At 50.3% G+C, this 24,202-nt stretch carries 24 protein-coding genes, 5 tRNA genes and 1 other annotated feature; of the genes, 28 read left to right on the plus strand and 1 reads right to left on the minus strand.

The annotated features are described in order from the left end of the window. The first annotated feature begins 31 nt into the window (after positions 1-31). The 9 genes from sigH (at position 32) to ACOBQJ_RS12685 (ending at position 5,292) form a co-directional block, all read left to right on the plus strand. Positions 32-676: an RNA polymerase sporulation sigma factor SigH gene (gene sigH, locus ACOBQJ_RS12645; protein ID WP_421072125.1), complete on the plus strand. Its 645-nt coding sequence runs from the start codon at positions 32-34 to the stop codon at positions 674-676. 147 nt (positions 677-823) lie between these two features. Beyond that, positions 824-899 (plus strand) — tRNA-Thr (locus ACOBQJ_RS12650). 82 nt (positions 900-981) lie between these two features. Then, a tRNA-Tyr gene (locus tag ACOBQJ_RS12655) sits at positions 982-1,066 on the plus strand. Positions 1,067-1,136: 70 nt separating this feature from the next. After that, positions 1,137-1,212: transfer RNA gene (locus ACOBQJ_RS12660), tRNA-Met, on the plus strand. 223 nt (positions 1,213-1,435) lie between these two features. Continuing rightward, the gene (locus ACOBQJ_RS12665; protein ID WP_421072126.1) at positions 1,436-2,395 is read left to right on the plus strand and encodes a lysylphosphatidylglycerol synthase transmembrane domain-containing protein; all 960 of its coding nucleotides are present in this window, start codon (positions 1,436-1,438) and stop codon (positions 2,393-2,395) included. A gap of 115 nt (positions 2,396-2,510) precedes the next feature. Continuing rightward, positions 2,511-3,224, plus strand: coding sequence for a TVP38/TMEM64 family protein (locus ACOBQJ_RS12670; protein ID WP_421072127.1), 714 nt, complete (start codon positions 2,511-2,513; stop codon positions 3,222-3,224). Next, the gene (locus tag ACOBQJ_RS12675; protein WP_421072128.1) at positions 3,208-4,041 is read left to right on the plus strand and encodes a sulfurtransferase; all 834 of its coding nucleotides are present in this window, start codon (positions 3,208-3,210) and stop codon (positions 4,039-4,041) included. The genes ACOBQJ_RS12670 and ACOBQJ_RS12675 overlap by 17 nt, the downstream gene beginning before the upstream one ends. Positions 4,042-4,463: 422 nt before the next feature. Then, on the plus strand, positions 4,464-4,583 hold the full coding sequence (locus tag ACOBQJ_RS12680; RefSeq protein ID WP_421072129.1) for a TOBE domain-containing protein: 120 nt from the start codon (positions 4,464-4,466) through the stop codon (positions 4,581-4,583). Positions 4,584-4,845: 262 nt separating this feature from the next. Next, entirely contained in the window at positions 4,846-5,292 is a 447-nt protein-coding gene (locus ACOBQJ_RS12685) for a C-GCAxxG-C-C family protein (protein ID WP_421072130.1), read from the plus strand. Here the strand turns inward: ACOBQJ_RS12685 and ACOBQJ_RS12690 are convergent. Then, on the minus strand, positions 5,278-5,973 hold the full coding sequence (locus tag ACOBQJ_RS12690; protein ID WP_421072131.1) for a TIGR04283 family arsenosugar biosynthesis glycosyltransferase: 696 nt from the start codon (positions 5,971-5,973) through the stop codon (positions 5,278-5,280). The two genes, ACOBQJ_RS12685 and ACOBQJ_RS12690, sit on opposite strands and share 15 nt — an antisense overlap. A gap of 67 nt (positions 5,974-6,040) precedes the next feature. Here ACOBQJ_RS12690 and ACOBQJ_RS12695 point away from each other — a divergent pair, with 67 nt between their 5' ends. From ACOBQJ_RS12695 to rpsG, 19 genes are all read left to right on the plus strand, one after another. Then, complete coding sequence (locus ACOBQJ_RS12695) at positions 6,041-6,718, plus strand: TIGR04282 family arsenosugar biosynthesis glycosyltransferase (RefSeq protein WP_421072132.1); 678 nt, start codon at positions 6,041-6,043, stop codon at positions 6,716-6,718. Between the two features lies 1 nt (position 6,719). Next, a complete protein-coding gene (locus ACOBQJ_RS12700) occupies positions 6,720-7,052 on the plus strand; it encodes an arsenosugar biosynthesis-associated peroxidase-like protein (protein WP_421072133.1) in 333 nt (110 codons plus the stop codon). Between the two features lie 120 nt (positions 7,053-7,172). Further along, complete coding sequence (arsS, locus tag ACOBQJ_RS12705) at positions 7,173-8,108, plus strand: arsenosugar biosynthesis radical SAM (seleno)protein ArsS (RefSeq protein ID WP_421072256.1); 936 nt, start codon at positions 7,173-7,175, stop codon at positions 8,106-8,108. 42 nt (positions 8,109-8,150) lie between these two features. Continuing rightward, positions 8,151-8,696: a CDP-diacylglycerol--glycerol-3-phosphate 3-phosphatidyltransferase gene (gene pgsA / locus ACOBQJ_RS12710; RefSeq protein ID WP_421072134.1), complete on the plus strand. Its 546-nt coding sequence runs from the start codon at positions 8,151-8,153 to the stop codon at positions 8,694-8,696. A gap of 193 nt (positions 8,697-8,889) precedes the next feature. Then, a tRNA-Thr gene (locus ACOBQJ_RS12715) sits at positions 8,890-8,965 on the plus strand. Between the two features lie 115 nt (positions 8,966-9,080). Further along, positions 9,081-9,157 (plus strand) — tRNA-Met (locus ACOBQJ_RS12720). A 276-nt stretch (positions 9,158-9,433) separates the two neighbouring features. Next, a complete protein-coding gene (gene tuf / locus ACOBQJ_RS12725) occupies positions 9,434-10,636 on the plus strand; it encodes an elongation factor Tu (RefSeq protein ID WP_421072135.1) in 1,203 nt (400 codons plus the stop codon). A gap of 356 nt (positions 10,637-10,992) precedes the next feature. Continuing rightward, entirely contained in the window at positions 10,993-11,142 is a 150-nt protein-coding gene (gene rpmG, locus ACOBQJ_RS12730) for a 50S ribosomal protein L33 (RefSeq protein WP_421072136.1), read from the plus strand. A 112-nt stretch (positions 11,143-11,254) separates the two neighbouring features. Beyond that, positions 11,255-11,695 carry a preprotein translocase subunit SecE gene (gene secE / locus ACOBQJ_RS12735; RefSeq protein WP_421072137.1) on the plus strand — a complete coding sequence of 147 codons (441 nt, stop codon included), beginning with the start codon at positions 11,255-11,257 and terminating at the stop codon, positions 11,693-11,695. Positions 11,696-11,746: 51 nt separating this feature from the next. Continuing rightward, positions 11,747-12,274 carry a transcription termination/antitermination protein NusG gene (gene nusG, locus ACOBQJ_RS12740; protein ID WP_421072257.1) on the plus strand — a complete coding sequence of 176 codons (528 nt, stop codon included), beginning with the start codon at positions 11,747-11,749 and terminating at the stop codon, positions 12,272-12,274. 43 nt (positions 12,275-12,317) lie between these two features. Next, positions 12,318-12,746 (plus strand): 50S ribosomal protein L11, encoded by a 429-nt coding sequence (gene rplK, locus ACOBQJ_RS12745; protein WP_421072138.1) that lies wholly within the window; start codon positions 12,318-12,320, stop codon positions 12,744-12,746. Between the two features lie 45 nt (positions 12,747-12,791). Beyond that, complete coding sequence (rplA, locus tag ACOBQJ_RS12750; protein ID WP_421072139.1) at positions 12,792-13,490, plus strand: 50S ribosomal protein L1; 699 nt, start codon at positions 12,792-12,794, stop codon at positions 13,488-13,490. A gap of 105 nt (positions 13,491-13,595) precedes the next feature. Then, positions 13,596-13,737 (plus strand) — a sequence feature (ribosomal protein L10 leader region). A gap of 256 nt (positions 13,738-13,993) precedes the next feature. Beyond that, the gene (gene rplJ / locus ACOBQJ_RS12755) at positions 13,994-14,521 is read left to right on the plus strand and encodes a 50S ribosomal protein L10 (RefSeq protein WP_421072140.1); all 528 of its coding nucleotides are present in this window, start codon (positions 13,994-13,996) and stop codon (positions 14,519-14,521) included. A gap of 154 nt (positions 14,522-14,675) precedes the next feature. Beyond that, on the plus strand, positions 14,676-15,056 hold the full coding sequence (rplL, locus tag ACOBQJ_RS12760; RefSeq protein ID WP_421072141.1) for a 50S ribosomal protein L7/L12: 381 nt from the start codon (positions 14,676-14,678) through the stop codon (positions 15,054-15,056). A 527-nt stretch (positions 15,057-15,583) separates the two neighbouring features. Continuing rightward, entirely contained in the window at positions 15,584-19,006 is a 3,423-nt protein-coding gene (rpoB, locus tag ACOBQJ_RS12765) for a DNA-directed RNA polymerase subunit beta (protein WP_421072142.1), read from the plus strand. 275 nt (positions 19,007-19,281) lie between these two features. Continuing rightward, positions 19,282-22,800 (plus strand): DNA-directed RNA polymerase subunit beta', encoded by a 3,519-nt coding sequence (gene rpoC, locus ACOBQJ_RS12770; protein ID WP_421072143.1) that lies wholly within the window; start codon positions 19,282-19,284, stop codon positions 22,798-22,800. A gap of 49 nt (positions 22,801-22,849) precedes the next feature. Continuing rightward, the gene (locus tag ACOBQJ_RS12775; protein WP_421072144.1) at positions 22,850-23,098 is read left to right on the plus strand and encodes a ribosomal L7Ae/L30e/S12e/Gadd45 family protein; all 249 of its coding nucleotides are present in this window, start codon (positions 22,850-22,852) and stop codon (positions 23,096-23,098) included. Between the two features lie 47 nt (positions 23,099-23,145). Beyond that, positions 23,146-23,520 carry a 30S ribosomal protein S12 gene (rpsL, locus tag ACOBQJ_RS12780; RefSeq protein WP_421072145.1) on the plus strand — a complete coding sequence of 125 codons (375 nt, stop codon included), beginning with the start codon at positions 23,146-23,148 and terminating at the stop codon, positions 23,518-23,520. 205 nt (positions 23,521-23,725) lie between these two features. Further along, positions 23,726-24,196 (plus strand): 30S ribosomal protein S7, encoded by a 471-nt coding sequence (gene rpsG / locus ACOBQJ_RS12785; protein WP_421072146.1) that lies wholly within the window; start codon positions 23,726-23,728, stop codon positions 24,194-24,196. The last annotated feature ends 6 nt before the right edge of the window (positions 24,197-24,202 follow it).

Consider the following 24,202-nt stretch of genomic DNA (forward strand, 5'->3'; position numbering starts at 1 on the left):
GAAGGGAAAATGTAAAGAGCGAGGGGATAACGTGAGTCTTCAAGCCCAAAGGGAAGTTCCTATAGGGTATCGGGTGTTAGTTGACGAAGAAGTGGTGGAATTTGCACGTGAAGGCGATGACGGCGCTCTAGAGTATCTGATAAATAAATACAGGAACTTTGTCCGGGCTAAAGCCCGCTCCTACTTCTTAATCGGAGCTGACAGGGAAGATATTATCCAGGAAGGCATGATCGGCTTATACAAGGCTATTCGTGATTTCCGGATGGACAAGCTGTCCTCGTTCAGGGCGTTTGCCGAATTATGTATCACCAGGCAGATTATTACCGCCATCAAAACAGCTACCAGGCAAAAACACATTCCTCTCAATTCCTATGTCTCCCTTAATAAGCCGATTTATGACGAGGATTCAGACCGGACCCTGCTGGACGTTATTTCAGGCTCAAAGATTACTGATCCCGAAGAATTAATTATTTCGAGAGAAGAATTTGACGACATAGAAGAAAAAATGGGTGAAATCCTGAGCTCGTTGGAATGGAAAGTGTTGATGTCTTACCTGGAAGGGAAGTCATACCAGGAGATAGCCGAAGACCTGAAGCGCCACGTCAAGTCCATTGACAACGCCCTGCAGAGGGTAAAGCGGAAGCTGGAAAGGTACCTGGAAAAAAGGGAAGCCTGACTGGTCAGTTGACTGGCTGGATAAATTTATAAATCAGCGGCACGATAGGATCTAAAAGGACTTTTAACCATCATTTATATAGGTTAAAGGTCTTTTTTGACGCTTGACATGTATTATGTTTTCACGTATAATCTTTATTGTGTCACTGCCGGCGTAGCTCAATTGGCAGAGCAGCTGACTTGTAATCAGCAGGTTGCGGGTTCGAGTCCCATCGCCGGCTCCAACTCAGAGTTCAGATATCAGAGGTAAGAAGTCAGAGCAATTTAAGAAAAGACCTCCGACTTCCGACGACCGACATCAGATATGGAGGGGTTCCCGAGTGGCTAAAGGGAGCAGACTGTAAATCTGCCGTCGACGACTTCGCTGGTTCGAATCCAGCCCCCTCCACCAGGCCAATAAAAGGATGCCCGTGATATTTGATAACGGACTCCTTCTATGATATAATAGGTAGTACCGACATCGCGGGGTAGAGCAGCTGGTAGCTCGTCGGGCTCATAACCCGAAGGTCAGGGGTTCAAATCCCCTCCCCGCAACCAAGCCAAAGAGGCGCCTCAGGAATGAGGCGCTTTTCATATTTTAACCTGGTATTTAAAAGTTACCCTGGCATTGCCGCCTGAAACCAATTGTTTTTATAAAATATTATTATAGCGTTAAAAAGCATCATAAATAAGTTGAATTGGATGAATAAACACTATATTGATATACTTAACATGTACCTTTTGGGGCATTTAAAAATTATTAAAATACGAAGTGATTATAGTGTCGAAGAAAAGTGTTATTCATCTTATAAAAGTTATAGTATCCGGTCTGCTATTAAGCTGGTTAATTTACAGTTTTGATTGGATTGCCCTGCTGGATGTATTTGGCACGGCAGATCCCGGCTGGCTTATCATGGCCGGATTTTTCATTGTGATCTCCATGGTCGTGAGTGTGTGCAAGTGGTCGCTGGTTTTAAAAGCGGAGGGAATAAATCTTCCGTGGCTCCAACTGTGGAAAGCATACTGGATTGGGATCTTCTTCAACAACTTTCTCCCTTCCAGTATCGGAGGAGACGGGATCAGGATCCTCCACGTTGGCCGCAGCATTTCCAATATGGCGGGTGCGGCTTCCTCTGTCGTCATTGAGCGCTTGTTGGCAACCGCGGGTTTAGCCCTGACCGGTTTGCTGGCCGGCCTGTTAACAAATCCTAATCTGCATGTGGATTGGATTTTTATTATTCTTATATTTGCTTCAATGGGGCTGCTCTTCTTTTTAATGCTGGGGAAGGTCCCCGCCTGGATTGCTAAGAGAGATGGCAAAGTGAGCGGCTTTGTCCGTGGTTTCCTCTCCCATGGCCAGGCTTTGCGCGGCCGGGGGAAGATGGTTATAACGGTGGGGTGCCTGTCCGTATTATTCCAACTATCTGTGGTGGCTGTAAACTATGCTGTTTTTCGCAGCCTCCATGTTGATTTATTGGGCTGGTGGGACCTGGTTTATATCATACCTGCCGTCTCCGCCATAGCCATGGTGCCCATCGGGATTAACGGGTACGGTATACGGGAAGGGGCTTATGTGTTTCTGTTCGCCTCCTGCGGGGTGGCAGGCAGCGCTGCTCTGGGCGCCTCCCTGCTTTTCGCGGTACTCGTCAGCTTCTGCAGCCTTTATGGCGGGATGCTGTGGTTATACAGCCGGGAGAAGTCAGCGGGCAGGGAATACTGTGCGGAAATACTGCCGGAATAGCCGAATATGAGGGGATGGCTTTTAATTTATTGATAATAATTTAAAAGCAACAGCATTTGGAGGCCGTGGTTCCTGGATACAGGGGACATGAATCACTGAAGGAGGTGAGTATGTTATGAGGAACATATTGCGCGGGTACAGGGGAAAATTATTGATGCTGGCGGTTGTCGGCTGTTTATACTATTTCGTCCCTTTGATCAGGGTAAATGTCAACCAGGCCTTCTTTATTTTAAGCAATGTGGACGTGGGGATGGCCCGGGACTATATTCTGGGTTTTGGGATCTGGGCGCCCATAGTATCCTTTCTCCTGATGGTTTTTCAGTCCGTCGCCGCACCCCTCCCGGCATTTATTATCACTTTTGCGAATGCCGGTCTCTTTGGCTGGGTTTACGGCGCAATCCTTTCATGGTCAAGCGCCATGGCCGGGGCCGCCCTCTGTTTTTTTATAGCCAGGTACCTGGGGAGGGCCACTGTGGAAAGATTTACTTCCTACAGAGCGCTTAACAGCATAGACAATTTTTTTAAGCATTACGGTAAATACGCTGTTCTGATTGCGCGACTCCTGCCTTTTATATCTTTTGACGTGGTAAGCTATGCCGCCGGTTTGACTTCCATGGGATTTTGGCCGTTCTTTATCGCAACCGGCATTGGCCAATTGCCGGCAACGATTGTTTATTCCTATATTGGCGGAATGCTTACGGGTGGAGTCAGGACCATGGTTTTTGGCCTTTTGATCCTTTTTGCCCTGAGTACATTGCTGGTACTCTTTAAGGACATTTGGAAAAATAAACAAAAAAAGGAGGGGAACGAATTTGTGGAAGAAGTTTAAGCATAAGCAGTTATTGGTAGTAATTTTATCCCTGGCGATTATTCTGGCCATCAACGGCTGCGGAAAACCGGCGCCTGTGGACCCGCAGGCCCAAAAGGAATTCGATATCACCGCTTATCCTAACAATGATTTCCTCATTACCGCTCAGCAATTGAAGGGGCTGTTGGGAAGCGAAAACCTGGTCCTGCTGGATTGCAACAAGCCGGATATCTATGCTTCAGAACATATTCCCGGTGCCATTGGTATTGGGATCCAGGCATTTTCGGACGCGGTTGGCAAACCCGGTGACCCGGGATGGGGGACTATAAAAAACAAGGAAGATTTGCAGAAGAAGCTGGAGTCCCTGGGAATAGACAATAAAAAGACTGTTGTATTTTATTCGGATGTCTTTAAAGGACCGGGCGCCGACGGCAGGGCTGTCTGGCAGTTAAAGCTGGCCGGGATGGATAACGTAAAAATGCTGGTAGGGGGCCTGTCCTACTGGAAGCAGCTGGGTTACGAAGTGACCAAAGAAGCGGCGCAGCCCAAGCCTGTGAACGGGGTTGTCCTGAAAGATTACGACCAGGGTTATATTGCGACAAAGGACCACGTTTTCAACAACTTGGGCCAACAGGTGGTTGTTGACGTCAGGTCAGAAGGCGAATTTAAAGGCTCACAGAACGCGGGAGAGCCGCGGGGAGGACACATACAGGGTGCTGTGAACCTGCTGTGGCTGCAATTATTGAACAAGGACGGTACAATAAAAACCCCCGATGAGATAAAAACTCTCATGGCTTCTTATAATATCAAACCGACCGATGATTTTATAGTTTACTGAACTATGGGCATCAGATCTGGATATGCATCCATGATCCTCAGGGCCGTCGGCTTTGAGAAGGTAAGAAACTACGAAGGCTCCATCTATGAGTGGAGCGGGGACCCGAATATGCCCATGGAGAAATAGGTTGGCAGAACGTTCAATTACGATCAGTAATACAGTGACCATGAGACCTGAAGCGTTTTCTTCAGGTCTTTCTTTAATTTCAAACCACCTCCCGGCTTCCGGGGAAAAGCTAAGTCCTGGCGGCAGTTGTCCCCATGGATTAATAATAAAACCGTATAAGTCCCGTTAGTTCAGGTTAGAATAAACAAAAATTTTATGGGAGGTGAAACATGTTGGAAGCCGGGGTAAGAAATAAGCTGAGGGGCAGCATTTGAAGAGTCAAGGCAGACGGTGTCATGGCCCAGGTATCCATGTGAATGGGCGACACTGAACTCACGTCCGTGATGACGCGAGAATCTTTTGATGAAGCGGGCTTTTCCGAAGGCCAGCCGGTAACAGCTTTAATCAAAGCGATTAATGTGGTTTTTGTAAAGTAGGAATAATAATGAAGATAATCGCACTATAAAGATATATCCTCCGGCTGTATGGAGGATGTGTCTTTTTTTATCAATAAATTTTGTGAATACATAATCCCAATAATATAAAATAATTATATTGGACTGATAAGGATGTTTTTGTTATAAAAGTAAGTATATATTATACTAGTTTTCATTAGAGTAACACAAGCATGGAACACGCCGGTCTAGCGCGCTTCATTCCGGAATTAAATTGGCATAAAGAAAGTAGTGGATGGTTGAATTGGATAACGCATATCAGGATTTGCGTAAAGAAGTGCGCATAAGGGCTGAAAACTACTTTGCACAAGATTATAACTGCGCTCAGGCGGTAGCGTTGAGCTGTACGGAACTGCTGAACGTTAAAACAGAAGGTATAAAGCAGGTGGCCGCGGGCTTCGGCCATGGCATGAATGCCGGCTGCACCTGCGGTGCTCTCGCCGGAGGCGTGATGGCAATCAGTCTTCTTCTGGCAGGCCCTGACACAAAGGGCTTCGACAGAGAGATAGCGGCGGCGTCCGCAGAGTTGCATAAAAAGTTTGTCAGTGAGTTTGGCCAGGCTTGCTGCAGGGGACTGAGAAAAAAATTTTCTCCTTACAAAAACAGCCGGTGCCGGGAAATCACCTCTAAGACAGCCGCTATTACCCTGGATTTGCTATTGGCCAGGAAAGCCCCCTCAGCGGCGGTCTGAGTACATTTTTTTCAAATCTGCCGGGCTGGCGCCCAGAAGGTAAAGCGTCTTAATTTTGTGCATCAGCCAGGCGGTGCGCCACTTGCCGTGGATGAGCCAGCGCCTGGCGGAAGTTGTAACCGGGCCGGGCAGGAGCTGTGTTTTCCCAACCCGGCGCATGCTCAGTGAAAACTCCCAGTCTTCCATTAATTCTATAAGCGGGAAGCCGTTAATTTTATGAAATGCATCCCTGCGCGCGAAAATGGCCTGGTCGCCGAAATAAATGCCTGTCGCGGCGGCCCGCAGGTTTGAACCCAGTGATGCCAGGTAAAAAAACAGTCCCGGGTGGTCAATTTTTACTTTGAACGCCCCGCCGACCACGCCGCTGTCTGACAGCGCGTGCTCAAGCTGTTTCAGAAAGTTACCCGGCAGGCGGGTGTCGCTGTGTAAAAACAGCAAGATCTCACCTGAGGCCAGCCGTGCTCCTTCATTCATTTGGCTGGCCCTGCCCCTGGGGGCCTGGATTAGCCTGACTCCCGGTCCGACCAGTTGGACGGTGCCGTCGCTGCTGCCCCCGTCCGCTACGATGATCTCCAGGATATCGCTCCAGGCGCGCAGGTGCTCAACAGTCTCCTTGATGGTTTCTGACTCATTATAGGTTGGAATTACAACAGTGATTAAAGGATGCTTGTTCTTGTTCATATTAAAATGCTTCTTGATCGTTTGGAACTAATCCTTTAAATTAAAAGATCCAAAAATCAGGTGGAAAATGGTTAAACCAGCAGTGGCGATTATGTCCAGGGTGCCGTCAATTGGGGGCAAGAGCCGCCTGGGCGGTGTGCTTTCACCGGCTCAGCGGGAAGCCCTGCAGTGGGCCTTTCTTGAGGACACTTTGGCCAAAGTAAGGCGGCTGACTGAATTTAAAAGCTATATCGCCGCAACTCCGGCGGCTGAAATAAATAAACTGTCCGGGGTCTTGGGGCCGGGCGAAGAAGTAATCAATCAGCCGGGGGGAGACCTTGGACAGCGTATGTTTGGCGTCGCCCGCAAGCTGTTTGCCCGCGGTCACTCCCCGGTCGTCCTGATTGGCACGGACACACCGGTCCTGCCTCCCTCATCACTACAGAATTCGCTTTGTTTGCTTAATCACAGTGATTTGGTATTTGGCCCGGCGTATGACGGAGGTTATTACCTTATCGGCATGGGTTGCTTAGAAAGAAGGGTTTTTGACAATATTGACTGGGGCACGGAAATGGTTTTAGAAAAGACCCTGTCTGTGTGTAGGAGCAGCAATTTGACATACAGCCTGCTGGACGGCCTTATGGACGTTGACCGCCCGGATGACCTCCTGGCCCTGGCGGAACAGCTTAGACAAGGACAAACTAAACTGGACCCGGTCCCCGTTCGGACCATACAGTTCTTAAAATCTATTGGGAGGATGAAGTAACTTGAGCAGCTATTATAAAACCGCCGACCTGGCTAAATTCCCCACCATGGGGGAGGCGGCGCCGGAGCTCTGGGAAAAGTTCATGTCTTACTACAGCGCGGTATTCCAGGAGGGGGCGCTCAGCACCAGGGAAAAAGCGCTGATCGCCCTGGCGGTGGCCCACGCCCTGCAGTGCCCTTACTGTATTGAGGCCTACACCAGGGAATCCCTTGAAAATGGCTCCAACGAGGAGCAGATGACCGAAGCCGTCCATGTGGCCGCGGCCATCAGGGGTGGGGCGGCCCTGGTGCACGGTGTGCAGATGAAAAATATAACAGCCAAACTTGGATTTTAAATGATAGGAGAAAATTAAGAATTGAGTTTAAGTGTAAACACATTAAAGCGGTACAACGATAATGAAAGGCAGCTGCAGTGCCTGAGGATTGCCGCAAAGGTTCCTTTTAAAGATAAACTTATGGAAACCGGACTGCTGCCGCTGGTCAGCAGGAGTATTTCTGTGCTGCAGGTTAACGTGGGCAAGGTCTGCAACCTATCCTGCAAACACTGCCACGTGGAAGCCGGCCCTGCCAGGACCGAGTCGATGAGCAGGGAAACTGCGGCCAGTTGTTTAAACGCGCTGGACAACTCTGGTATTCCCACGCTGGATATCACCGGCGGCGCGCCGGAATTGAATCCCCACCTGACCTGGTTGATAGAAGAGACTGCCAGGATGGGCAGAAAAGTTATGGTGCGCACCAATCTTACTGTGCTGGACCAGAAGGACTATGCCCATCTGCCTGAATTCTACGCCGGTCATAATGTGGAGGTCAACGCCTCGCTGCCGTACTATATGGGCAGGAATACCGACCGGCAGCGGGGGGAGGGTGTTTTTGACACTTCTATTCGCGTGCTGAGGCGTTTGAATAAACTGGGTTATGGCCTGGAGCAAAGCAGGCTGGCGCTTAACCTGGTTTATAATCCGGGCGGGGCATTTTTGCCGCCTGCCCAACATGCCGTGGAAGCTGATTTCGAACGTGAATTGATGTGCCGCTACGGGATAGCTTTCACCAGGCTTTTTACCCTTACCAACGTGCCGGTGGGAAGGTTTTTAAACTTTTTAACCGAAAGCGGCAACATGGAAGAATATATGGCACGGCTGTCAGGAGCCTTTAATCCCGCCGCCGCCGGGCAGGTCATGTGCACCAGCCAGATCTCAGTGGGATGGGACGGACGCCTGTATGACTGTGATTTTAACCAGATGCTGGACCTGCCCTGTGCCCCGGAATCATCCCGGCATATAGATGATTTTAATATGGAGGCTTTGATAGGCCGCAGGATAATTACGGAAAACCACTGTTACGCCTGTACGGCGGGCGCGGGTTCGAGCTGCGGCGGCGCCGTAGTGTCGTAGAGTGCAAAAAACCGTTTTCTTATTGTCAACTGGAGATGCCGTATGAATTTGCCCAACAGCCTCACTATAGCCAGATTAATACTTATTCCGGTGTTTTTACTGACAGCTTCGATGAAGTTTCTATATGCTGATTACGCGGCCGCCGGCATATTTTTATTAGCCGCGCTGACCGACGGCCTGGACGGGTATTTTGCCAGGAAAAAAAATGAGGTAACCCGGCTGGGCAATTTCCTGGACCCTGTGGCTGATAAAATTCTCATCACCGCTGCTCTGATCAGCCTGGTGGAACTGGGCCGGCTGGCTGGCTGGATAGCCATAATAATTATAAGCAGGGAAATTGCCGTGACCGGTTTGAGAGCCCTGGCGGCGGCGGAGGGGATAGTAATTTACCCCAGCCGCCTTGGCAGGACCAAAACGGTATCACAAGTTGTCGCTGTAGCAGCACTTTTTTTGAGGGACTTTTCCTTCAATATTATTAATGTTCCCTTTACCCATATCGCGGTGGCTTTTACCTTGATCCTTACTGTCTGGTCCGGCCTGGATTACTTTGTGAAATTCAGGTCCCCTGCCGATAAAAAACATCTGTGATAAAAAAGCCGGATCGCGTTTGCAGCAAACCGTACTTTGCTTCGGGCGCCTTTATTTAAGCCTCTTCCGCCCCGCCCGCCGGTTGAATTTAATACTGCCAGTGTTATTAAAACCCAAGTTGACAAGGCAAATTAACCTGTGCTAAACTATACAACGAGGCTTTATTCGCCTTGTGTAAAATTTAAGTTAATTTGCCGCTATAGCTCAGGAGGTAGAGCGCATCCTTGGTAAGGATGAGGTCACCGGTTCAACCCCGGTTAGCGGCTCCAAACTCAGAAGTCAGAAGTCAGATATCGGAAGTCAGATTTTTAAGGAAGGAAATCGTAAAAGACGTTTTCCTGCAATCAGTCCGGCTTCAGGCATCCGACATCAGATAACCGAAATGGCGGCGTAGCTCAGCTGGTTAGAGCACACGGTTCATACCCGTGGTGTCCGGGGTTCAAGTCCCTGCGCCGCTACCAGGCAGTCGAAAACCGGTGAGTATTTTCGCCGGTTTTATTATTTTAACCCTCTTTTTATAGAAAGCCCGCCGCCATATTTTCGTCTGTAATAATAAATTGCCTGTTTTTAACAGGTTGCCCACCTATTTTTTTATCTGTCGAGAAGGATTTTAACCGGGTATATAGAATTATTTCATCACTTTCCACTGTTTTGTATCATTTGACGAAATGTGGAAATAATTTTGAATATAAAAATGGTTGCACATCAAGGCTTACCATTTAAGGAGGAAGGACCAAATGGCAAAACAGAAATTTGAGCGGACCAAACCACACGTTAACATTGGGACCATCGGCCACGTAGACCACGGCAAGACGACACTGACGGCGGCGATCACCCTGGTCCTGAATACAGTAGGCGGGGCGACCGTAAAGAAGTACGACGAAATTGACAACGCGCCGGAAGAACGCGAGCGCGGCATCACGATTAACACAGCACACGTTGAGTACGAGACCGGGAAGAGGCACTATGCCCACGTGGACTGCCCGGGTCACGCCGACTATATCAAGAACATGATTACCGGGGCCGCCCAGATGGACGGTTCAATACTGGTAGTGTCAGCGGCGGACGGGCCGATGCCGCAGACCAGGGAACACATCCTGCTGGCCCGCCAGGTAGGGGTGCCCTACATAGTCGTGTACCTGAACAAGGCCGACATGGTAGACGACCCCGAGCTGTTGGAGCTGGTAGACATGGAAGTGCGCGAGCTGTTGTCCATTTACGAATTTCCCGGAGACGACATTCCCATTATCACCGGTTCGGCATTAAAAGCAATGGAATGCGCCTGCGGCAAGCGGGACTGTGAATGGTGCAAGTCGATCTGGGATCTGATGGACGCCGTTGACGAATACATTCCGACCCCGCAGCGGGCGATAGACAAGCCGTTCCTGATGCCGGTAGAAGACGTATTCACGATCACCGGGCGCGGGACCGTAGCCACCGGCCGGGTAGAGCGGGGCCAGATCAAAGTACAGGAAGAAGTAGAAATAGTGGGACTGAACGACAAGCCCCGCAAGACCGTGGTAACCGGGGTAGAAATGTTCAGGAAGATCCTCGACAGCGGGCAGGCCGGAGACAACGTGGGATGTCTTCTGCGCGGTGTAGACCGGAAAGAAGTCGAGCGGGGCCAGGTATTGGCCAAGCCCGGCAGCATCAAGCCGCTCAAGAACTTCGTAGCGAACGTGTACGTGCTGACCAAAGAAGAAGGCGGCAGGCACACCCCGTTTTTCAACGGATACCGTCCGCAGTTTTATTTCCGGACCACCGACGTGACCGGAGTAACCACCCTGCCTGAGGGAGTGGAGATGGTAATGCCCGGGGACCATGTCGCGATTGATATCGCCCTGATTACCCCGATCGCCATAGAAGAGGGCCTGCGCTTTGCCATTCGTGAAGGCGGCCGCACTGTGGGCGCCGGCGTTGTAACCGGGATCAAGGAATAAACGCATAAAACTGCGTATCCATTTATTATATTTGTTAAATTCTCGTTCTTCAGGCAGCCCGGCACAGGATTAAGCGCCGGGCTGCAGTTTTGGATAAAGCGCCTGGTTCCCAACGCTGAATTGAATCAGCCCACAAGGCAAAAATATCCTGATTTTTTCATTTTTTTACCTGAACATTGGGCCAGTAGTATAAAAAGGTATCCATAATGTATAAAATAGAACTGACGAGAAACAGTTTGGGCCGTTAGAAAGGGAAACTATTGACATCCCTTTTTAATTGTGATAAATTTGATAAGTAAAATTTTCATAAAGTCGATGGACCTAATTTTTTTTTGGCTTTAGGGGAGGTGGCTCTGGTGAGAGTAGGAGTTACGTTGGCTTGCACCGAATGCAAAAGGCGGAACTATACCACTGAGAAAAATAAGAAAAATGATTCCAACAGGATTGAAATGAAAAAGTACTGCAGATTCTGTCATACTCATACCCTGCACAAAGAAACCAGATAACACGGGTGTGTCCTCATAGAAGATCAGCCGCATCTGCCAGTGATAGATAAAATGAAGGTAAAATATCTTGTTGGGCGCAAATACTTTATTAAATTTAAGGATGTGGCGTTTAATGGCAGTTACCAGAAAGCAGGATGATGGAAACAATAAGAAAGAACAGGGCAAAAAGGAAGCCGGTCAAAAAGGAAACACCGGTAAAAGCTTTGTCCTGAACAAAGATAAAAAAGACGGCAAAAATATTCCCGGGCAGAAACCCGAGAAAAAAGAAGCTGTCAAGAAAGATATCGCTTTAGTTAAAGATAAAAAAGAAGTCGCCAAAAAAGACCCTAAAAAAGATCAGCCGGCAAAGAAAGAAAAAGTTAATTATATAGAACTCGTCCAGAAATTTGTCAAGGGAGCATACAGCGAGCTTAAAAAGGTTAACTGGCCCGGACGCAGGGAATTAATTATCTACACCGCCGTTGTGGTGGTGGCGGTATTGTTTGTCGGGTCCTTGATCTGGCTCTTTGATTCAGCTCTGAGCACTGTCCTGAGGTATGTTATTAACAGATAAATTCCTGAGGAGGTGAGGGACCTTACTTGCAGGAGGGGTCCCTTGTATTTTATGGAAAAGAACTGGTATGTTGTACATACCTATTCCGGTTACGAAAACAAAGTTAAAGCAAACCTTGAAAAACGCATAGAGTCAATGAATATGGAGGAAAAAATCTTTCGTATTCTTGTGCCTATGGAAGACGAAGTCGAGATTAAAGACGGCAAAAAAAAGATATCGAAGCGCAAGGTGTTTCCGGGATATGTGCTGGTTGAGATGTTTATGACTGATGATTCCTGGTACGTGGTACGGAATACACCCGGAGTGACAGGCTTTGTGGGCTCGGGTTCGAAGCCGATCCCGCTGAATGAGGCTGAGGCCAAACAGATTATCAGGCAGATGGGTGTGGAAGAACCGCGGGCGCGGATTGATTTTTCCACCGGTGAAAATGTCCGGGTGATAGCCGGGCCGTTTGAGAATTTCATAGGCCAAATTGAAGAAATTAATCTTGAAAAAGGTAAAGTGCGAGTTGTGATCTCCATGTTCGGGAGAGAGACTCCCATAGAACTTGATTTTATACAGGTTGAAAAGATTTCTTAAGGTCCTCTTAGTCTAACGATCCGAGAAGGAGGTGTAAGTGCAAGTGGCAAAGAGAGTATCAGCAATAGTTAAATTGCAGGTTCCGGCGGGTAAAGCGACCCCGGCTCCTCCTGTAGGACCGGCGTTAGGCCAGCATGGGGTTAACATTATGTCCTTTGTAAAGGAATACAACGAAAGGACAGCCGCTCAAGCCGGGCTGATTATCCCGGTTGAGATTACTGTTTTTGAAGACCGTTCCTTTACTTTTATAACCAAGACTCCGCCCGCGGCTGTTCTGTTAAAGAAAGCGGCGGGTCTCGAAAAGGCTTCCGGGGAGCCAAATATAAAGAAAGTCGCAAAACTCCCCCGCTCCAAGGTGCGGGAGATCGCAGAGTTAAAAATGCCTGATTTAAACGCGGCCAGTGTGGAAGCAGCCATGAAAATGGTTGAAGGCACTGCCCGGAGCATGGGGATTGATATCGTAGAAGGATAGCAGTGGGAGGAGTATTTCCGTTAATACCACAGGGAGGTCGAAAACATGCCTAAGCATGGTAAAAAGTTTACAGACGCTGCAAAACAGATCAGCCGGAATGTCCTATATGAGCCGGTTGAAGCTTTTGAACTGATCAAGAAGGTAGCTCCGGCCAAGTTTGATGAAACAATAGAAGTAGCCGTCCGTTTGGGTGTGGACCCGCGCCACGCTGACCAGCAGGTCCGCGGAGCGGTGGTGCTGCCGTACGGCACCGGCAAAACCCGCACAGTCCTGGTTTTCGCCAAAGGCGATAAGGTAAAAGAAGCGGAGGAAGCGGGAGCTGATTTTGTCGGGGCGGAAGATATGGTGGAAAAGATCCAGAAGGAAGGCTGGCTGGCGTTCGATGTGGCTATAGCCACTCCCGATATGATGGGTACAGTCGGCAAGCTGGGACGCATCCTGGGCCCGCGCGGCCTGATGCCCAACCCCAAGACCGGCACCGTCACCTTTGATGTGGGCAAAGCGGTAAAGGAAGTAAAAGCCGGCAAGATTGAATACCGGGTAGATAAGGCTGGTAATATCCACGCTCCGATCGGCAGGGTTTCCTTCGATAACGAAAAGCTGCTGGAAAACCTGCGCACTTTGATTGACGCCCTGGTCCGGGCGAAACCGGCCGCGGCTAAAGGACAATATATGAAGGGCATCTCTTTAAGCTCGACAATGGGTCCCGGCATCAAGGTCAATACTCAAAAAGTGACCACCTAAGATATTCGAAAACGTCGGGGACATTCCTCGGCATGCAGAAATACTTATGATAGAGGTGTGTCGCCATTCCTCTGTCAGAGTAACGGTTAAAAACAGGTGTTTGTTGAAACCTTAATACATTTGCTGTAGACCGCTGGTGCTTTGCATAATGGCTGTTAGCCGCCAGCCGAGGCTGATTATTCCTTGCGTTTTTAAGTTAACGTACGGGCCTCTGCAGCATTTCCGCGGAGGCCTTATTTATTGGACGCGGGAAATCGGACGTGGGAATGAATGGTTGACTGACAGGCCTAAAAAATTCAGTGGGAACAGTTAAATCCCGCATAAAGTAGGCTCATTGCCCGTGACCAAATCGCTTGAGAATGTATTATGTTTTATTTTAATTAATTTAAGTGACGTGATACGTTAGAACTGAGATAGGTAAGATTTATAGCAGTTAGGAATACTTAAATCTCACGTCTCACGTCTCACGGCCCACGACTCAGAAGGGAGGTGTTTGAAGAAGAATGCCTAAGAATAAATCCGAAAAAGAAAGCGTTGTCCTGGAGATCAAAGAGAAATTTGAAACTTCAAAGGCTGCAGTCCTTGCCGATTACCGGGGGCTTAACGTTGCTGAATCGACGAAACTTCGCCGGCGGCTGCGTGAAGCGGGCTGCGAGTTTAAAATCGCTAAAAACACTCTTGCCAGCCTGGCTGCCGGCCAAGTTGGCCTGGAAGATCTGAAACCCTTTTTGGAAGGGCAGGTGGCCATCGCTTTTGGCACGGACCCGGTGGCGCCGGCGAAAATCCTTTCTGAATTTATCCGCGAGATAAAAAAGATGGAAATCAAAGCTGGCGTACTGGAAGGCAAGGTGATCGACGCCAGGGGAGTGAAGAGCCTGGCTGATCTGCCTCCGCGGGAGGTGCTTCTGGCTAAAGTCCTGGGTGGAATGCAGGCCCCGATGTACGGTTTCGCGGGCGTGCTGCAGGGTACTCTGCGCAGTTTGGTCTATACCCTGGAGGCGGTGCGCAAAGTCCGCGCAGGGGAAGCCTAAAGTGAGAAGTGGGACGTGAGACGTGGGACGTGAGAATACTACATACGTCTGGCGACCCGAATGCTAAAATTGAGGGTGCGAGTTAAGTCGCACAAAATACCACGGTTGAATTTCAATCCAAAAAATCCATAAACATTTAGGAGGTTTGAATTAAATGTCTAAAGTCCAGGAAATACTTGAAGCTGTAAAAGGAATGACCGTATTAGAATTATCTGAGCTGGTTAAGGCGTTTGAGACCGAGTTTGGCGTCAGCGCGGCTGCCCCGATGGCTGTTGCAGCCGCTCCCGGCGCGGCAGCCGCTGCTCCGGCGGAAGTTGAGGAACAGACAGAATTTGATGTTATCCTGTCTGCCATCGGCGAAAAGAAAGTCAACGTGATTAAGGTTGTCAGGGAAATCACCGCTCTCGGCTTAAAAGAAGCAAAAGACCTGGTTGACAGCGCTCCCAAACCGATTAAAGAGAAAGTCACCAAGGAAGAGGCTGAGGCAATTAAAGCCAAGCTGACCGAAGTAGGCGCGACCGTAGATATTAAATAAATTCCGATCGGGGACATTCCTCGCATTATAGGAATACATGTTAGAGAGGTGTGTCCCCATTCCTCTGTCTGGGTATTGTTCAACACTAGAGGTAACAAGAACCATGAAAATTCTATGTGTTGTCACAAAAAGGGCTGTAAGCCCTTTTTTGTATTTTTTGCATTAACTTAAATTTATAGAAATTATAAGGCTGTTCTTCCTTGAAATGCCTTGACAGAGCAGTTCTGTTATGCTAAAATTTTAGAATGTCCCCACTTACAGTGGTTTATTATTCTTTTTTTCATGGCATAATATGTATCTTATTCCTGATAAGTGGCAATAATATTTTAGATAGTCAACATTTTTAAAAAAAAGCGAGGTATTGTAAAGAACAATCCTTGCTTTTCCCTTGTTTATCATGAAAGAGGTAACTCCGTACACCTTTTAAGTTTGCAATTTTCTAATGTCTATATTCTATAGGAATACCTTCTAACATAAACAAGACCAATTTTTATTTTCATTATTATGACGGGGGTGTGATGCACTAGATGTCTTATCCTGAAAGGGTAGGGACCAGGAACCGTTATGACTTTGGAAAACTAAAAGAAGTGCTGGAACTGCCCAACCTGATTGAGGTTCAGCGTAATTCTTACGACTGGTTTTTAAGAGAGGGTTTGAAGGAAGTATTTCACGACATTTCCCCAATTCAGGACTTTACCGGTAACCTTGTATTGGAATTCCTTGACTACACCCTGGGAGAAACCAAATATTCAGTGGAAGAATGCAAGGAGAGGGATTTTACTTATGCGGCGCCTCTGCGGGTCAAAGTAAGGCTGATTAATAAAGAAACCGGAGAGGTCAAGGAACAGGAAGTCTTCATGGGTGATTTCCCCTTGATGACTGAAAAAGGCACTTTTATCATTAACGGCGCCGAGCGGGTTATTGTCAGCCAGCTTGTCCGCTCTCCCGGTGTCTATTTTGCTAAAACCATCGACCCCACCGGAAAAGACCTTTTTACCGCCACAATCATTCCCAATCGCGGAGCCTGGTTGGAATTCGAGACTGATATTAACGACCATATATTTGTGCGCATAGACCGTACAAGGAAGATACCCGCCACAGTTCTGGTGCGGGCTTTAGGCTGCGGTTCCAACGTAAAGATAGTAGAGCTGTTTAATGAGGATAAAAACATCCAGGAAACTCTGAGCCGCGACAATACGGAAAGTGAAGAGGAAGCGCTGGTCGAGATTTATAAGCGTTTGCGGCCAGGGGAGCCGCCTACGGTTGACAGTGCCCGCTCCCTTTTGGAAGCGCTGTTTTTTGATCCCAAGCGCTATGACCTGGCCAATGTAGGACGTTATAAAATACAGAAAAAACTAAAACACGGTATCCTCTACCGCCCGGCCCGGAGCCTCGAGGGTGAGGCTGAAGCGGATCCCTACCTGAAGAGTAATGTGCAAAGAGAGCGCGAGTTTATAAGGGAACTGACAAGGGAAGATATATTTGAAACCGTCCGTTACCTGCTGAGGCTGATGAACGGCGAGGGACAGGTGGATGATATCGACCACCTGGGCAACCGCAGGCTGCGCTCTGTAGGCGAACTCCTGCAGAACCAGTTTCGGATCGGACTGTCCAGGATGGAGAGAGTCGTCCGGGAGAGGATGACCATCCAGGACGTTGATGTAATAACGCCCCAGGTTTTAATAAATATCCGCCCGGTAGTGGCCTCCATTAAAGAGTTCTTCGGCTCAAGCCAGCTTTCGCAGTTTATGGATCAGACAAACCCCCTGGCTGAACTCACTCACAAAAGGAGGCTTTCGGCGCTTGGCCCGGGAGGCCTTTCCAGAGAAAGGGCCGGCTTTGAGGTCCGGGACGTCCACCATTCGCACTACGGCAGGATGTGTCCCATTGAGACCCCTGAAGGTCCCAACATCGGGCTGATCGGCTCGCTGAGCACGTACGCCAGGATCAATGAATTCGGTTTTATTGAAACCCCTTACCGTAAAGTGGATAAGGAAAACAGGCGGGTAACCGCGGAAATTGTTTACCTTACCGCTGACGAAGAAGAGGATTTCGTGATCGCGCAGGCCAACGCCCCCCTGGATGAGGAGGGGCGGTTCACGGAAAACAGGATCAACGCGCGCTCACCGGATATTGTGGTGGTCCCCGCGGAAAGGGTCGACTATATGGACGTGTCTCCCAAGCAGGTGTTCAGTATAGCCACGGCTTTAATCCCGTTCCTGGAACACAATGACGCCAACCGCGCCCTGATGGGAGCGAACATGCAGCGCCAGGCGGTGCCCCTGTTAAAAGCGCAGGCCCCGCTGGTGGGGACCGGTGTCGAATTCAAGGCCGCCCGTGACTCAGGAGTGGTCGTGCTGGCTAAGAATTCAGGCACCGTAGAGAGAGTAACGGCGAATGATATTGAAATAAGAAACGAAGAGGGCGTTCTTGATAAGCGGAAACTGTTAAAGTTCACCCGCTCAAACCAGGGTACCTGTATCAACCAGAAGCCCGTGGTCAGAAAGGGTGACCGGGTTGAAAAGGGCCAGATTATTGCCGACGGCCCGTCGACCGACATGGGAGAACTTGCCCTGGGGCGCAACGTCCTGGTCGCTTTTATGCCCTGGGAGGGCTATAACTACGAAGACGCCATATTAGTCAGTGAAAAAGCTGTCAAAGAAGAATTTTTCACTTCTATTCATATAGAGGAATATGAATGCGACGCCCGGGACACCAAACTGGGCCCCGAAGAAATCACCAGGGATATCCCAAATGTCGGCGAGGAAATTTTAAAGGACCTTGATGACAGGGGTATAATCCGGACTGGGGCCGAGGTCCGGCCCGGAGACATCCTGGTCGGTAAAGTCACTCCAAAGGGAGAGACCGAGCTGACCGCGGAGGAGCGCCTGCTGAGGGCCATTTTCGGCGAAAAGGCCAGGGAGGTCAGGGATACTTCCCTGCGGGTGCCCCACGGTGAGTCGGGTAAAATAGTTGATGTCAAAGTTTTTTCCAGGGAGGCCGGCGACGAGCTGCCGCCCGGCGTCAACCAGCTGGTGCGGGTATATATCGCCCAGAAGCGCAAGATATCCGAAGGGGATAAAATGGCCGGCCGCCACGGCAACAAGGGTGTTATCGCCCGCATTCTGCCCGAGGAAGACATGCCGTTTTTGCCTGATGGAACGCCTATTGAAATTGTGCTGAACCCCCTTGGCGTTCCTTCCCGGATGAATTTGGGACAGGTATTGGAAGCGCACCTCGGGTGGGCGGCAAAAACACTTGGGTACTGTGTCGCCACCCCGGTTTTCAACGGCGCGCTGGAAAGCGACATTCTGGACAAACTGGGAGAAGCTGGGATTCCCGAGGGTGGCAAGATAACCCTGTACGACGGGCGTACCGGCCAGCCGTTCGACAATAAGATTACAGTGGGTTACGTGTATATGCTCAAGCTGGCCCACCTGGTCGATGACAAGATCCACGCCCGCTCCACCGGCCCTTACTCGTTGGTGACCCAGCAGCCCCTCGGAGGCAAAGCCCAGTTTGGCGGCCAGCGCTTCGGGGAAATGGAGGTCTGGGCCCTGGAGGCCTACGGCGCCGCGTATACATTACAGGAAATACTAACTGTCAAATCCGATGACGTAGTCGGCCGGGTTAAGACATACGAGGCCATCGTCAAAGGAGAGAACGTGCCTGAGCCGGGCGTGCCCGAGTCGTTTAAGGTCCTGATCAAGGAACTGCAGAGCCTCGGCCTGGACGTAAAGGTCCTCTCCGAAGACGACCGGGAAATAGAAATAAAAGAAGCTGAGGAGGATATAACCGAAACTGCCAAAGAACTTGGCATCGATATCCAGGAAGAGGAAGCGCCTGTTCCGGAAGACGAGGAAGACTACGAAGCCGACGGCGATGTTGAGGAAGAGGATGCTTTGGCGGAAGATCTGTTTGAGGATGATTTTGAACTTGACGAGGAATAGCATTGAGACGTGAGATTTGAGACGTGAGAAGTGAGGCTAAAGGGATGGTCATAAGAGTCAAAAAGACTCTTGAGAAAAAACCTGCGTTCAAACGACTCACGACCCACTTGTCTTGCGGATAATTCAATTGCTAATTTGCCAGGTTAAGATATAAGTACAGGAAAGATCAGATGGCGGGCTGTAACGGTATTTCCGGTTCCGATAAATATTGATTAAAGAGCGGAAAGCCCGGTGCCGCGGCCCGCGGACCCACGAATATTAAGGGGGGCGTTCTTTTGCTGGATTTAAATAACTTTGATCGCATCCGGATCGGTTTGGCGCCGCCAGGGCAGATTCGCGCCTGGTCAAGCGGCGAGGTCAAGAAACCTGAAACTATCAATTACCGCACCTTGAAACCGGAAAGGGACGGTCTTTTTTGCGAGCGCATTTTTGGCCCTACCCGCGACTGGGAGTGTCACTGCGGCAAATACAAGCGCGTGCGCTATAAGGGAGTCATATGCGACAGGTGCGGCGTCGAAGTCACCCGTTCCAAGGTGCGCCGGGAAAGGCTGGGCCATATCGAACTGGCTGCGCCGGTTTCTCACATATGGTATTTTAAGGGCATTCCCAGCCGCATGGGGCTCCTTCTTGACATGTCTCCCCGGGCGCTGGAAAAAGTACTGTATTTTGTTTCCTATATAGTAACCGATCCCGGTGAAACCGGCTTGATTAAAAAACAGCTCCTGAGCGAGACTGAGTACCGCGAAAACCGGGAAAAGTACGAAGGGGCCTTTAAGGCCAGCATGGGCGCGGAGGCCATCAAGAAGCTCCTCGAAGAAATTGATCTGGAGGAGCTCACCAGGGAACTCCGCCAGGAACTTAAGGAAGTGACCGGCCAGCGCAAGATCAGGGCTATTCGCCGCCTGGAGGTGGTGGAAGCCTTCCGCAAGTCCGGGAACATGCCTGACTGCATGGTCCTGGATGTGGTACCGGTAATTCCTCCCGAACTGAGGCCGATGGTGCAGCTTGACGGCGGCCGTTTCGCCACATCGGATTTAAATGACCTCTACCGCCGTGTTATTAACCGCAACAACCGCCTGAAGAGGCTCTTGGACCTCGGCGCCCCGGACATTATTGTCCGGAACGAAAAGAGGATGCTCCAGGAAGCCGTCGACGCTTTAATAGATAACGGGCGCCGCGGCCGCCCGGTTACAGGGCCTGGCAACCGCCCGCTTAAATCGCTGTCGGATATGCTGAAGGGAAAGCAGGGCCGCTTCCGCCAGAACCTGCTCGGGAAAAGGGTCGATTATTCCGGCCGCTCGGTTATTGTCGTGGGCCCGGACCTGCAGATCCACCAGTGCGGCCTGCCCAAAGAGATGGCGCTGGAACTGTTTAAGCCTTTCGTGATGAAACGCCTGGTCAACGACGGCCATGCCCATAACATCAAGAGCGCGAAACGGATGGTCGAGCGGGTGCGCCCCGAGGTATGGGACGTCCTGGAAGAAGTGATCAGCGAACACCCGGTGCTGTTAAACCGCGCTCCCACGCTGCACCGCCTGGGCATCCAGGCTTTTGAGCCGGTGCTGGTAAGCGGCAAGGCCATCCAGATCCACCCCATGGTCTGCACCGCCTATAACGCTGACTTTGACGGAGACCAGATGGCCGTGCACGTGCCTCTTTCCGCTGAGGCGCAAGCTGAGGCCAGGCTTTTAATGATGTCTTCCAATAACATATTGAACCCCAAGGACGGCCGTCCGGTCGCCATCCCTACCCAGGACATGGTGCTGGGCTGCTACTACCTGACCACGGAAAAACAGGAAGCTTTCGGCGCCGGCAGAGCGTTTAAAGACCCGGACGAGGCCGTTATGGCCTACAACAACGACGCAGTAAGCCTGCACGCCAGAATTAAGGTCCGCATTCCTCAACTGGGCCTGGTGGAAACCACTGTCGGCAGAATTATATTTAATGAGGTAATACCCCATGAATTGAAAAATATGGAGTGGGGCGGGTTCTATAATAACGTCGCGGACAAAAAAGCCCTGAGCGTAATTGTGGACAAGTGTTACCGCAAGCTCGGCTTTTCAGCGACCACAATGCTGCTGGACGGGGTAAAGAAGCTCGGTTTTACTTACGCCACCAGGGCTGGTGTCACCATTGGGATCCAGGATATCACTATTCCCAAGGAGAAAACCGGCCTTCTGAAAGAGGCTGAAACTCAGGTTGAAAAGGTTGAGACGCAGTTTCGCCGCGGCCTGATTACTGAAGAAGAACGCTACCAGACAGTGATAGGGATCTGGAACGACGCCACCAGGGCGGTGACTGACGCGTTAATCGAAGACCTTGACCGGTTCAACCCGGTCTATATGATGGCCAACTCCGGCGCCCGCGGTAATATCCAGCAGATCCGCCAGCTGGCTGGCATGCGCGGCCTTATGGCCGACCCCTCCGGACGGATTATCGACCTGCCGATTAAGGCCAATTTCCGGGAAGGCCTGACTGTGCTTGAATATTTTATTTCGACCCACGGCGCCAGGAAAGGTCTGGCTGACACCGCGCTGAGGACGGCTGATTCTGGTTACCTTACCCGCCGTCTGGTGGATGTCGCCCAGGACGTAATTGTGCGGGAAGTTGACTGCGGCACCACCCAGGGGATTGAAGTCATTGAGATAAAAGACGGTACTGAAGTAATTGAGAAAATTGAAGACCGTATCAACGGGCGGGTCGCCCTTGAGGATATCATACACCCGCAGACAGGCGAGGTGATGGTTAAAGCCGACAACGAGATTACCGAAGAGGAAGCCGAGGCCATAATTGCATCCGGCATCACCAGGGTGAAAATCCGTTCGGTTTTAACCTGCAGGACCCGTTACGGAGTCTGCGTCAAGTGCTATGGCCGCAACCTGGCGACCGGGCGCAAGGTCGACATCGGTGAGGCGGTCGGCATTATAGCCGCCCAGAGCATCGGTGAGCCCGGCACCCAGTTGACCATGCGCACCTTCCACACCGGCGGCGTCGCGGGAGACGACATCACCCAGGGTCTGCCGCGGGTCGAAGAGCTTTTCGAGGCCAGGAGGCCAAAAGGCCAGGCCATCGTTGCCGAAGCCGACGGTTCTGTAGAAGTGCGCGAGGTAAAGGCGCGCCGGGAAATTGAAGTGACCACCGAAGACGGCGAAAAGACTGTCTACCAGGTGCCTTACGGGGCCCGTTTAAAAATTAAGGACGGCGACAGGATATACGCCGGTGACGAGCTGACCGAAGGCTCGGTGAACCCGCACGACCTGCTGAAAATTAAAGGCATCCAGGGTGTGCAGGTGTATCTCCTGCAGGAAGTCCAGCGGGTCTACCGCCTGCAGGGCGTGGATATTAACGATAAGCACATCGAAGTGATGATCCGCCAGATGCTGCGCCGGGTCAAGGTGGAGGACCCGGGTGACACCGAACTCCTGCCCGGCGGGCTGATCGATATATTTGAGTTCGAGGACGAAAACAACCGGGTAACAATGAACGGCGGCGAGCCCGCTACGGCCAAGGCGCTGCTGATGGGCATTACCAAGGCTTCCCTGGCCACCGACTCCTTCCTCTCGGCCGCCTCCTTCCAGGAGACCACCAGGGTGTTGACGGATGCCGCAATTAAAGGCAAGCTGGATCCGCTGCTGGGACTGAAAGAAAATGTTATCATCGGCAAGCTGGTCCCGGCCGGCACCGGCATGTCCCGCTACCGGAACATAGAAATAAGCGCTGAAGAAGATGAGCCGGCAGAAGAAGACATAATAGAAGAAGAAATGGTCAGCCAGGTAATTGACAACGTACTCTAGTAGTGATACGATATCTAAGTGTCTGAATTTTGGGGGTGTTGATACTGCCATGGCGGATGAGCGTCTGCTGTCTTCCCGAAAAAAAACCGTAGGCGCCAAACAAACCTTGAAAGCCCTGGAGCGCGGCCAGGCCAAAACCGTATATGTGGCAAAAGACGCCGACCGTTTTGTAGTTGAGCCCATTATTCAGCTGTGTTCTGTAAAAGGCGTCCCTATTATTCAGGTTGATACCATGCAGTCGCTCGGCAAAGCCTGCCGTATTGAAGTGGGCTGTGCCGTTGCTGCCATTGTTGAGTAGATAATATTTTGCACTTTTATTTACCGGAAGGAGGTGTATTTAAAGACATGCCAACTATCAGCCAACTTATCCGCAAGGGCAGAGAAGAGATGACCAGGAAATCAACTGCCCCGGCCCTTAAAGAATGCCCGCAAAAGCGCGGTGTCTGCACCAGGGTATATACCACCACTCCCAAGAAGCCTAACTCAGCCTTGCGTAAAGTAGCCCGAGTAAGGCTTATCAACGGCATCGAGGTAACCTCCTATATTCCGGGTATCGGACACAACCTGCAGGAACACTCGGTTGTCCTGGTCCGCGGCGGGAGGGTAAAAGACCTGCCGGGCGTAAGATACCATATAGTGCGCGGCGCCCTTGATTCCGCCGGTGTGCAGAACAGGAACAGGGGACGTTCCAAGTACGGCTCCAAGCGGCCGAAGAAATAAACTTTTTTCACGAGATTTACAAAAGATTGAATTTAACAAGATTTACAAGATTAATAAGATTTACAAGATTAAAAGATAAATAAAGATATTAATTTATTTAAGACTTGAAATCACAAAATGACCGCCAGCAATGTATACAGTTATATATGAAGTAATTTAAATAATCCTGTAAACTCTTTATTTCTACAGCAAAGGGGGGAAAGATATGCCAAGAAGAGGGGCTGTTCCCAAACGTGAAGTTTTACCTGACCCCATTTACCGGAGCAAGGTTTTAACCAAATTGATCAACCAGGTGATGCTGGACGGCAAAAAGAGCCTGGCTGAAACTGTAGTATATGGAGCTATGGACATTATCAAAGAGAAGTCAGGAAAAAATCCCCTGGAGGTATTTGAGGCGGCAATGAAAAACATAATGCCGGTCCTCGAAGTCAAGGCTCGCAGGGTAGGCGGCGCCAACTACCAGGTTCCGATAGAAGTGCGGCACGACCGCAGGCAAACCCTGGCCATCCGCTGGCTGACCAAGTATTCCAGGGATCGCGCCGGTCGGACCATGGAAGAGAAACTGGCCAACGAAATTATGGACGCTGCCGCCGGTACCGGAGCTTCCGCGAAAAAAAGAGAAGACACACATAAGATGGCTGAAGCCAATAAGGCATTTGCGCACTACAGGTGGTAAAGGAGT

This window comes from Pelotomaculum propionicicum, assembly GCF_048984525.1.
Taxonomy (GTDB): Bacteria; Bacillota; Desulfotomaculia; order Desulfotomaculales; family Pelotomaculaceae; genus Syntrophopropionicum; species Syntrophopropionicum propionicicum_A.